This is a genomic window from Chryseobacterium scophthalmum (genome assembly GCF_900143185.1).
In the GTDB taxonomy this organism is placed as follows: Bacteria; Bacteroidota; Bacteroidia; order Flavobacteriales; family Weeksellaceae; genus Chryseobacterium; species Chryseobacterium scophthalmum.
This window is the reverse complement of sequence record NZ_FSRQ01000001.1, coordinates 247,263-258,951: the sequence shown is the minus strand read 5'-3', so window position 1 is coordinate 258,951 and position 11,689 is coordinate 247,263. Positions and strand designations below refer to the sequence as shown.

General features: G+C 32.7%; 10 protein-coding genes. 1 reads left to right on the top strand and 9 read right to left on the bottom strand.

Going from position 1 to position 11,689, the window contains the following annotated elements; translation table 11 throughout:
- Positions 1-75 precede the first annotated feature (75 nt).
- From BUR17_RS01060 to pheA, 4 genes are all read right to left on the bottom strand, one after another.
- Positions 76-579, bottom strand: coding sequence for a hypothetical protein (locus BUR17_RS01060; protein ID WP_074228159.1), 504 nt, complete (start codon positions 577-579; stop codon positions 76-78).
- A gap of 54 nt (positions 580-633) precedes the next feature.
- The gene (locus BUR17_RS01055; RefSeq protein ID WP_228418569.1) at positions 634-2,316 is read right to left on the bottom strand and encodes an ABC1 kinase family protein; all 1,683 of its coding nucleotides are present in this window, start codon (positions 2,314-2,316) and stop codon (positions 634-636) included.
- Positions 2,317-2,376: 60 nt separating this feature from the next.
- Entirely contained in the window at positions 2,377-3,078 is a 702-nt protein-coding gene (locus BUR17_RS01050; RefSeq protein WP_074228157.1) for a hypothetical protein, read from the bottom strand.
- A gap of 223 nt (positions 3,079-3,301) precedes the next feature.
- Positions 3,302-4,138, bottom strand: a complete 837-nt coding sequence (gene pheA, locus BUR17_RS01045) for a prephenate dehydratase (RefSeq protein ID WP_074228156.1) — start codon at positions 4,136-4,138, stop codon at positions 3,302-3,304.
- A gap of 214 nt (positions 4,139-4,352) precedes the next feature.
- Between pheA and BUR17_RS01040 the strand changes: the two genes are divergently transcribed.
- Positions 4,353-5,222: a DMT family transporter gene (locus tag BUR17_RS01040; protein ID WP_074228155.1), complete on the top strand. Its 870-nt coding sequence runs from the start codon at positions 4,353-4,355 to the stop codon at positions 5,220-5,222.
- A gap of 84 nt (positions 5,223-5,306) precedes the next feature.
- On the opposite strand, the gene BUR17_RS01035 is transcribed toward BUR17_RS01040, so the two are convergent.
- The 5 genes from BUR17_RS01035 to purN form a co-directional block, all read right to left on the bottom strand.
- Positions 5,307-6,134 (bottom strand): GLPGLI family protein, encoded by an 828-nt coding sequence (locus BUR17_RS01035; RefSeq protein WP_074228154.1) that lies wholly within the window; start codon positions 6,132-6,134, stop codon positions 5,307-5,309.
- An 83-nt stretch (positions 6,135-6,217) separates the two neighbouring features.
- Positions 6,218-7,747 carry a glutamine-hydrolyzing GMP synthase gene (guaA, locus tag BUR17_RS01030; RefSeq protein WP_074228153.1) on the bottom strand — a complete coding sequence of 510 codons (1,530 nt, stop codon included), beginning with the start codon at positions 7,745-7,747 and terminating at the stop codon, positions 6,218-6,220.
- A gap of 156 nt (positions 7,748-7,903) precedes the next feature.
- A complete protein-coding gene (gene purD, locus BUR17_RS01025; RefSeq protein ID WP_074228152.1) occupies positions 7,904-9,142 on the bottom strand; it encodes a phosphoribosylamine--glycine ligase in 1,239 nt (412 codons plus the stop codon).
- Positions 9,143-9,230: 88 nt separating this feature from the next.
- A complete protein-coding gene (purH, locus tag BUR17_RS01020; RefSeq protein ID WP_074230177.1) occupies positions 9,231-10,745 on the bottom strand; it encodes a bifunctional phosphoribosylaminoimidazolecarboxamide formyltransferase/IMP cyclohydrolase in 1,515 nt (504 codons plus the stop codon).
- A gap of 307 nt (positions 10,746-11,052) precedes the next feature.
- A complete protein-coding gene (gene purN / locus BUR17_RS01015) occupies positions 11,053-11,625 on the bottom strand; it encodes a phosphoribosylglycinamide formyltransferase (protein WP_074228151.1) in 573 nt (190 codons plus the stop codon).
- Between the last annotated feature and the right edge of the window lie 64 nt (positions 11,626-11,689).

Here is an 11,689-nt window from a genome sequence, read left to right as displayed (position 1 = left end):
AGATTAATGTTCTGTTTTTAGATTAGTGATTACATTTACAAAATATCTAAATCCGCATAAATCTCAGCAAATAAATTAATTCATTTTAACGCTTTTACTAATAATTTTGATGTCATCATCCTTCCAGACACTTATTGTAATGATTACATATCCTTTCTTTTTCGGATCTTTTTTAATCGGAAACTTCTCATCTTCCCACTGCGAACAATGTGTAGAAATTGGAGACACCAAAGGTTCCCAACCATTTTTCTTATAGGTATAAACATAAAATGGGTGCCAACAACTTGTACACCAATCAGGATAAAAACCGATATCGTCTTTTCCGTCGTTATTTAAATCTTTTAGATTGTATAAAGTTCCATTTCTCGATGGAGCAATTATAAATGGTTTGATTTTTTTATCACTAAAATAAATAATTGTCTCACACTTTCCGTCACAGTCGTCATTACAATCATTTATCTTTGTGTAAGCATATTCTTTTGTTCCATTTCCGTCAAAATCGCCTAAAACTCCTTCTTTTTCTTGAGCAGAAAGCGATAAACTACAAAATGTAAAAACGTATAAGATAAATGTTTTCATTTAGTTTAAATGTATTTGTTTATATCAAGTTTTTATTTCCTAAAAATATCAACTTTATTTTCTCGTAATTCTAAGCAAAAGTATGATAACAAGTAAAACTGAAAAACAAAATCCTAAAACTGCCACCAAAGACATCTCTCCAATTCTCGGTCCCGATTCTGAAACAAAAACAATGGCTGTTGCAATAATATTTGCACCTAAAATCATCGCTAAAATAAGATTGATAATGCTAGATTTTATTAACTGATTCGTTTTGTCAATATTTTTAATCTCACTCGAAATTGTAAAACTGTTATCATCTAATTTTTGTAATACAGATCGCAGTTCTTTAGGAATCTCATCTACATTATCGGTGAAAGTCATCACCTTTTCCATTCCTGTTTTCAGAAGTTTTTTGGGACTGATTTTCTTGGTGAATATTTTTTTTGTGTACGGATGAAGGCTTTTTACAATATCCAGATCAGGATTAATCGTTCTTCCCACACCTTCTATCAAACCGATTCCTTTAAATAAAAGATAAAAATAATCGGGCATGTACAACCTGTTATCTTTCAAAACATCTTTCATTTTATTGATAATAATATGCGGATCAATATCTTTTAAAGAAGTACTATGAACGAAATTCAATACTTCTTCAACATCGTTTTCAAATCTTCTTTCATCAGGAATTTCATAACTCACCGCCATTTTTTTCAGGTGACGAACAATTTTATGAGAATTTTTAGCAACAAAAGCTACAATTAAACTTTCCAAGATCTCTTTATCATTCGGCTGAATTTTCCCGACTGCACCAAAATCGATGAAAACAACTTTTCCATCTTTTTTCACCAGAATATTTCCTGCATGTGGATCAGCATGGAAAAATCCGTAATCTAAGATCTGCGAAACAAAAAGCCTTAAACCAACTTCAGAAACAACAACCGGATCGATATTATGTTTTAGCAATTCATCTTTATCGGTCACCTTTATTCCGTCGATAAATTCCATACACAATACATTGTTGTTGGAAAATTCATCGTAGACTTTAGGAACGTAAGTTTCTTTATTACCTTTAAAATTTAGAGCGAACTGTTGGATATTATTTCTTTCATTCACCAAAGAAACTTCTTCAAGCAAAGATTTTTCAAAAGTGGAAATTGCCTGTTTTAAATTGAGTTTAGAACCGATTTCAGAGTAGGTAGAAATTAGTTTTACCAGATCTTTTATCAATAATAAATCATCTTCAATAACCGATAAAACGTCCGGTTTTTTGATTTTCAAGATGACGTCTTCACCAGAAATTAAAGTCGCTTTGTAAACCTGAGCAATAGAAGCGGTTGCCAAAGGTTTTGCAATAATTTCCGCGAAATGTTCTTTGGGAATAATATTAAATTCATTTTCAAGAATTTCTTCTACATTCATTTCCACCACTTCTACCCTGTCCTGAAGCTTTTGAAGCTCCTGAATCAATTCCGGCGGAAGCAAATCTTCACGGTTGCTAAAAGTTTGCCCAAGCTTTACAAAAGTGGGACCCAACTCTTCCAAAGCGAGACGAATTCTTTCGTAAACTGTTCCTTTAGAAATGACTTCATCAGATTGCGCAAAATTCTCTTCCGGTTTTTTGCCCATTCTTGCAATCATATCTTTGAACCCGTATTTGCTTAAAACGGAAATCAGTTTTGCCGATCTTTTGAGTTTTCGTTGTTGCTTATCAAACATATTGTAGTGAGAATAAATTGAATTGCAAGTTACGTTCAAAAATTATTCCTTTTGAAAATAACTTTAATATTAAAACTTCAAATTTAAGTTTTGCAAATATTAAATCACCTTAAAAACGGTCAACAACAAAATCAAAGTCTGCCATCCTAAAATTAAATAGAAAAACAGTCGGCTTGGCTCTGAAATATCTTTAAGCTTATCGATAATTTTACCTTTTAAAATCTCGGTAAAGCTTACATTTTCATCTTTAAAATCTATTTCGTCAAGTTCAACTTTTTTGAAACCATAAATGATGATTTTCTTGAACCATTTATTTTCTTTCGAATCTCTTATTTCCTGTAAAATTTTTAACTGAAGTTTGGCTTTATCTGTTCCTTTTTGAAATAATTGAGGCTGATTGGCTTTTACTTTATTTAAAATCCTGTCGATCATCGGGAAAAGTATTTGTTCGCCTTTATCAGCAATCAATCTGTTGATCGTTCGAGCTATCACATATTTATTTCCTAATGTGAAAAGTAAAAATGGAGCTCCAAAAGCAGTTAGAATAGTTAATCCAAAAGAAATTGGTCTTGCTGCAAACAATACTAAAATGGCAGCTTGTCCATTGGTATGAACCGGGCCACCTCCATTATTAAAAGTTTGAGCAATAATTAAAATGATTGTAATGATGCATGAAATAGCAATAGAAATTTGCCCGATAAGATTGATTTTGAGGAAGCTAAATGTCGCACGGCTTATAAGTTTGGTAACATATTTAAATTCATCATTAATACTGTTTTTAGATTTTAATTTATCTATCATCTGTGAAAATTTTGGAAATGTAAATTACAGAAATTTTGGCAATTATTGTTTACCTAAATTTCTGCAATTCAATATTTTCATTTATTCAGATTCAAAAAAAATCTTAATTTAAAGAAAAGAGTTTCAAATTATATGAATTAATCCTCTCTAACAGACGAATTTATTTCACCTAAATATTAAGTTGTAGAATTAATTAACATTCAAATTAAGAATTTAAAAAATGCTATTCTTCAAAAACATATTCATTATAATGTCCTAAAAATTTCACATTAGAACCTAATGAAATAATTTCATCGATTGCATTTTGAGACAGAACATTGTGCCATTCACTTGCTACATTGATGAAGAAAAAATAATTTCCCAAACCTGTTTTCAGTGTTCTGCTTTCGATTTTAGAGAGATTCATTTTTCGCCAAGCAAAAACAGAAAGCACCTGATGAAGACCTCCTGCATGATCTTCGGGAAGCGTAATGATTAAAGACGTTTTTTCTGAAGTTCTGGGTAAAGGAATATCTAAAGCAGATTTTGTTTTTGAGATCACAATAAACTTGGTATGATTTTGTTCAAAATCCTGAATATTTTCATGAATTATTTTTAAGCCATACAATTTTGCAGAATATCGGTTGGCAACTGCTGCCCATTTTTCCTGAGGGTTTTCAGAAACCAGCTTTGCTGAAGCCGCTGTAGAACTGAAATCCTGCGACGGAATATCTTTAAAATTTTCGTATCTGAAATGAAAAGTCTGCGCCAAAGCTTGAGGATGAGAAATCACTTTTTCAAAAGTTTCGTTATTGGGATGGATCATCAAATGATGTGCAATTGGCATTACCAATTCGGTTTCAATAAAAACCTCAAAATCATAGAGATAATCGAGGGTCATCGAAACTGTTCCTTCAATAGAGTTTTCTAATGGAACAACAGCTTTATCTACTTCATTATTTTTCACCGCATTAAAGCAATCTAAAATACTCGACTGAGGAACTAATTCTTCATTCGGGAAAATCTGAGACGCTGCTAATTGCGTGAAACTGGCTTGTGGACCGAGGTATGCTATTTTCATAGGACAAATGTAGAAAATATTGGGCAAGTCATTTTAATTCTCATCAATTTTCTTCCTATATTTGCTCATCATTCGATAATTTCATGAACAGAAAAAGCTGTCTTCCGCCTCCTGCACCTTAATAAATATTTATTTTGAAGCACATTTGTTACCAAATATTTCTTTGTGCCTTCATCACATTCAATTTATTTATTAACAGGCAAAGACCTTTTTCATGAAAAAATCATATCTAATACTGCATACTGCAGTTCTTTTAGCTGGATTCACAGGTGTATTCGGCAAACTCATCTCTCTTAGCGAAATTCCATTGGTTTGGTACCGGGTTTTATTTTCAGCTATATTTTTATTTTTAAGTTTAAAAATTTTCAAAATTAAAAAACTAAAGTCTTCGAAAGAAGCTTTTAACATTGGAAAAATCGGGCTTATCATTACCATACACTGGATATTCTTTTATGCGAGTATAAAATATTCCAACATTTCAATCGGCGTTGTATGTTATTGTCTGACCAGTTTTTTCACTGCGATATTCGAACCATTACTTAACAAAACGAAGTATAAATTTATTCAGCTTTTTCTTAGTGCGCTTACTTTATTTGGAATCAGTCTGATCTTTCATTTTGATGCATCGTATCAAATCGGAATTATTCTAGGTATAATTTCCTCAGCTTTTGCCGCATTGTACACTATTTATAATGAAAGATTGGTTCAGAAATATGACAGCCAAGTCATCAATTATTATCAGATGTTGGCCGGAGCTTTAGGATTGACCGTTTTATTGCCTTTTTACTATTACTTCTTTCCAAATGAGCAATTTATTCCTAATTTAAAAGACACTTTTTATCTGATATTACTGGCCTTACTTTGCACGGTAGGTTTGTATGTCCTTTTTGCTGAATCGCTTAAAAAGCTTTCCGCTTTTACAGTAAATTTAAGTTTCAATTTAGAACCTATTTATGCAATTATTATTGCTTTTCTATTTTTTGATGAAGGAAGAGAAGTGAATACTTCATTTTATTTCGGATTGACTTTTGTGATAATATCTGTGATATTACAATCTATTATTTCAAGGAAGAAAAAGAAATAATTTAATAATATTTAAATTAAGAAATCCTGTCTTCTGAGACAGGATTTCTTTGTATACAATTAAATTCCGTAGAATTAACAGTCTTTATTCAACTTTCAACTCTATCGGATTATTTGTTCTTTTCACAGCATTTTCAAGTTCTTTTTCTACATTTTTTGTACTTTTATCAAGTTGAATTACATTTCCATCTTTCATTACAATTCCAACTGAATTTTGCTGAACAAACATTTCGCCAATATTTGAATTTATATTTTTAGCTCGATCGTCAAATAATTGATTAAGTTGTTTTTGAGTGATTTCTTTCTCATTTTTATAATCATTACTTAATTTTAAATTTTTTATATTTTTAATTTCAGTAAGTTCAAATGAATGATTTTTATCTGTGTCTTCAATTTTCACAATTAAACCAGGAAGATTATTAAATTTATACGGACCATCTTGAATGGCGATTTCAGGACTAAACCATGCAATCCATTTTCTACCGTACAAATCTGTTGTTGCTTTCTGACACTTTAAATTATTGATGGTTTTCGTTTCTTTTAAAATCTTCCAATTAATTGGTTTTATTTCAGTTAATTTAAATTTCACTCCACTATCTTTGATGTGATAGGCAACAGAATTTTTAGAATAGTTTTTTGTGATGGTGTAAATTAAATTAGGATTGTAGTAGGGTAAATTTGCTTTTATAGATTTATTACTTGCCATTTCTTGTCTTAAAGAATCAGAAACATTTTTAAACGAACTGTAAAAAACCGAATTTTTCATATCGGAATCCAAATTCATATAATCTGTAAGCACAGAATCTTTTTTTGAAACATCCGGAACGAATTTGTATTCGTAAACAAATCTTTTCTGGGAATAATTTTTAATAAAAACAAGAAAAACTAATAGAACAATAATTTTATTTTTCATAGAATCGTGATAAAATATATCTTAGAAATATACGAAAAAATCCCGCCAAAAGGCAGGATTTATATTTAAAATTCAAGTCAAAACTATTCCCACTCGATGGTTGCAGGTGGTTTGCTTGAAATATCGTAAGCTACTCTGTTGATTCCTCTTACTTCGTTGATGATTCTGCTTGAAACAGTATCTAAAAACTCGTAAGGAAGTCTGCTCCACGTTGCCGTCATAAAGTCGATCGTGTTGGCTGAACGAACCACCGCAGTGTATTCGTAAGTTCTTTCGTCACCCATTACTCCTACAGATTTTACAGGAAGAAGTACCACGAAAGCCTGAGAAACTTTCTCATACAAATCGTTTTTGTATAATTCTTCGATGAAAATATCATCTGCTTCCTGAAGGATTTTCACTTTTTCAGCGTCAACTGCGCCCAAAATTCTGATTCCTAAACCAGGACCAGGGAAAGGATGTCTGTGTACCAAATGATGAGGAATACCTAATTCCTCACCTACTTTTCTTACTTCGTCTTTGAATAATTCTCTTAAAGGCTCCAATAATTCAAATTCCATATCTTCTGGAAGTCCACCAACGTTGTGGTGAGATTTGATTACTGCAGAAGGACCGTTTACAGACTGACTTTCAATTACGTCAGGATAAATTGTTCCCTGAGCTAAGAATTTAGCCCCTTCAATTTTATGAGATTCTTCATCAAAAACGTGAATAAATTCGTTCCCGATGATTTTTCTTTTAGCTTCAGGATCATCAACTCCAGCTAATTTAGATAAGAATCTTTCTTTAGCATCAACAAGCTTAATGTTCATATGAAAATGCTCACCGTAATTCTGCATTACTTTTACATCTTCATCTTTTCTCAACAACCCTGTATCTACAAAGATACAAGTCAATTGATCACCAATCGCTTTATGAATTAAAACTGCTGCAACAGAAGAATCTACTCCACCTGAAAGACCAAGAATTACTTTCTGATCTCCTACTCTTTCTTTAATTTCTGCAACTGTTTTGTCGATATAATTGGTCAGTTTCCAGTTTTTCTCTGCATTACAGATTGAGAAAACGAAATTTTCTAACATTTTTCCACCTTCTTCTGTGTGAGAAACTTCCGGGTGAAACTGTACACAATAGATTTTTTTATCTTCATTAGAAATTGAAGCAATTACACCAGATTTTGCATTTAATTCAAAACCTGCAGGTAATTCTCCCACTTCGTCAAAGTGGCTCATCCAAACAATAGAATCGTTGGTAACCCCTTTCAATAAAGAAGATTCTTTTACAATTTCCAAATGTGCTTTTCCGTACTCACCTTTTACACCTTTATGTACTTTACCGCCTAAAAGATGTGCTGTTAACTGCATTCCGTAGCAAATTCCCAAAACAGGAATTCCTTGTTCGTACAGTTCTTTTTCAACTAAATGTGCATTTTCTGCATTTACAGAACTTGGACCTCCCGAAAGGATAATTCCTCTCGGTTGCTTTTCTAAAATTGTTTCTAATGGTGTATTGAAAGGTAAAATTTCGGAATAAACACCCATCTCACGGATTCTTCTTCCGATAAGCTGGTTGTACTGAGATCCGAAATCTAATATGATAATACCGTTGTTCATTTTTATAATTGATAAATGATGATTGATAAATGATGAAAAGTTTAGGCTAAACTGTAAAATAAAACTAATTTCTAAGCTCTAATTTCTAACTTCTCAATATAAATTGTTTTACAAAAAAAGACTTGGAATAGCTCCAAATCTTTTTTCATGATTTTATTAAAACTTTCCGATGTCTTCTCTGTAGAAGCCGTAATCGAAATGTACATGACTTGCGTCTTCGTAAACTTTTTTGCGGGCATCTTCGTAAGTAGCGCCTGTTGCAACGATATTTAAAACTCTACCGCCGTTAGAAACTACTTTATCTCCTTTTTTGATTGCTCCTGCGTATAAAAGCTGACTGTGTCTTACTTTTTCTTCACCAGTGATTTCAAAACCGGTTTCGATATTTCTAGGATAACCTCCTGAACACATTACAAGACAAACTGCTTTTTCGTCTTTAAATTTAAGTTCAATTTCTTTTCCTTCCATACAGTCGTTGATAACATCCAACAGATTATTTTCCATTAATGCCATCAAAACCTGAGTTTCAGGATCACCAAATCTCATGTTGTATTCTAATAAGTAAGTTCCGTTTTTAGTAATCATCAATCCAAAGAAAATCATTCCTTTGAAAGTGAAACCTTCAGCTTTAAGACCTTTTACGGTTGGGTTCAAAATATTATTTTCGAAATCAACGTAATGTACTTCAGTGAATTCAGGGCTTGGAGCCACAGAACCCATTCCTCCTGTATTTGGACCAGTATCACCATTTCCTACTTTTTTGTAATCTTTAGCAGCAATACATGGATATATTTTTTCACCATTTGAGAATGCAATAATTGACGCTTCAAAACCTACTAAATATTCTTCGATAACCAAACGAATTCCTGCATCGCCATAGATTCTTCTGATCATAAAATCGTGAATTGTAGCTTCTGCTTCTTCTAAAGTTTCGCAGATTACAACTCCTTTTCCACCAGCAAGACCACTTGCTTTTACCACTAAAGGATATTCCTGATTCTGAACATATTCTTTAGCTTCAGGATAAGAATCAAACACTACCGCTTTTGCAGTTTTGATATCATAGGTCTGCATAAATTTCTTAGAGAAAGCCTTACTTCCTTCAAGACTTGCTACTTTCTGATTCGGACCGAAAACTTTAAGACCATGCTTCTTAAATTCATCCTTCAAACCAGCTACTAAAGGAGCTTCTGGTCCTACAATCGTAAGATCTACTTTCTCTTTAATTGCAAAATCTCTAAGTTCTTTAATCTCTGATAAATGAACATTTTTTCCTATCGCACCAGTAGTTGCATTTCCGTTGGCGAAAAACATATGACTCACTCTAGAATCCTTCTGAAGTTTTGCTGCCAAAGCAGATTCTCTTCCACCTTCACCTATGATTAATATTCTCATACTTTATTTATTATCTAGTCTATTGTACAAATATATAATTTTGAATGCTATAAATACAATCTCAAATTATTTTTTAATTCTATTTTAATTAATGGAAAAAATGTCTAATTCCAGTAAACATCATCGGAATCTTGTGCTCATTTGCCGCTTCGATGCTGTCTTGGTCTTTAACACTTCCACCCGGCTGAATAATTGCAGTAATACCTTCCTGAGCGCAGAAATCTACCACATCACGGAAAGGGAAAAACGCATCAGAAGCTAAAACTAAATCTCCTGAGAATTTTTCTTTTGCTCTTTCAATTGCTTGTTGAGTTGCCCAGATTCTGTTCACTTGTCCGCCTCCGATTCCGAAAGCCTGAATTCCGTTAGAAACTACAATCGCGTTAGATTTCACATATTTTACCACTCTCTGAGAGAATAATAATGCTTTTTTCTGTTCTTCTGTAGGCTGGGTTTCAGTAACTACTTTAATATCATCAGAGAAAATACTGTCGTTGTCCTGAACTAAAATTCCACCATCAACCTTCACCCAAGTTTGTTTGTCAGAAACAGGGTTTACGATTTTTATAATTCTTAAATTTTTCTTTTTTCTTAAAACTTCCAAAGCTTCTTCATCAAAATCCGGAGCCATTACAATCTCAAGGAATGTTTTGTTTAATTCTTCAGCTGTTGCTGCGTCGATTTTGTAGTTCATTGCAACAATTCCGCCAAAGATAGAAACAGGATCACATTCGAAAGTTTTTGCATAAGTTTCTAAAGCCGAAGTTCCGATCGCAACTCCACAAGGTGTAGAATGCTTTACAGCACAACAAGCCATTTCTTCTTTGAACTCTGTAACTACTTTCCAGCAAAGATCCATATCACGAAGATTGTTGAAAGACAATTCTTTACCTCCCAATTGTTCGAAATCTTTCATTGCTCCATTTTCGAAAGTAGAAGCATAATAAGCAGCAGTTTGATGAGGGTTTTCACCATATCTAAGGTCAGCAACTTTTTTATAAGAAGCGCTTAAATAAGTTGGATATTCTTCATCTAAAAGCATTCTTGAAATTGCTGCATCATAAGCTGAAGTCAAATTGAATACTTTTCCTGCTAATTTTTTACGAGTTTCAATATACGTATCACCGTTTTGTTCCATCTCGATTCTTACTTTTGCGTAATCTTCAACGTCAGTAAGTACTGTTACAGAATCAAAATTTTTAGCTGCAGAACGAAGCATTGAAGGACCTCCGATGTCGATAAATTCTACTTTTTCGTGAAGAGCAATGTCTTTATTTACATTCTCAAAGAAAGGGTAAAGATTCACGATTACCATGTCGATCAAGCCAATTCCGTGCTCTTGAACGGTTTTCATGTGTTCTTCGTTTGAACGAACCGCCAATAAACCACCGTGAACTTTTGGGTGTAAAGTTTTCACTCTTCCATCCAACATTTCAGGAAAATCGGTTACTTCATCAATCTGAATTGGATTTAAACCAGCCTCTTTCAAATGTTTGAATGTCCCGCCAGTAGAAATCAATTCATAATTTTGGGATTCCAAAAACTGTGCGAATTCTGTTAATCCGCTTTTGTCAGAAACACTGATCAAAACTCTCTTGCTCATAGATTTTTCATTTTTGCAAGCGAAAACCGCAAGACTGCGATTTTCACTCATTTTTACTTTCATTTTTAGCACAGGATTTTGTCCTATACTTGGTTAAATCATCCTTTTCGGGACTTTTCAATTTTTACTTTTTACAGTTATTTCAAACTGTAGACCGGTTCTTTCACCTCCGATCTTACTTTTACTTAGATTTTTTACTTTTTCGAAATATTTTTTTATCAATCTAAGTGTGTCTTTTATATTTAATATAACAATGTATCAGTTTAGCAATGTAACAATTCCTTTTAATTGGTAAATTGGTAGATTATTAGATTGGTACATTATTTAGTACTTTGTTTATTGCTTTGGGGAAAATTTCATATTCAATAATATGTACTTTCTCAGCAACGGTTTCCGGAGTATCATTTTCTGTGACTTCGAATGATTTTTGAAGAATAGCTTCTCCTTCATCGATTCCTGAGGTAACAAAATGAACGGTTGCTCCGCTTTCTTTTTCTTTAGCTTCAATCACCGCATTATGAACATGATGTCCCCACATTCCTTTTCCTCCAAATTTTGGAAGCAAAGCAGGATGAATATTGATTATCTTACCGCTCCAATTTTCACAAAACTCTGGTTTTAAAATTGATAAAAACCCAGCCAATACAATAAGATCTGTATTTTCCGGAATGATTTTACTCAATTCGCTGCTGAAGTTTTTTCCTCTCGGAATCAGAACGTTTTCTATGTTATGATTTTTTGCCCTTTCCAATCCAAAACATTCTCTGTCGGCAACTACTAAAGATACTTTTGCATTTTGGATTTCTCCGCTATCAATAGTGTCGATAATTCGCTGAAGATTGGTTCCTGAACCTGAAACGAGTATAACTAAGTTTTTCATAAATTAATGTAACAATGTATCAGTTAACAATGTAACAATGTCTTCAAATTGGTAAATTGTTACG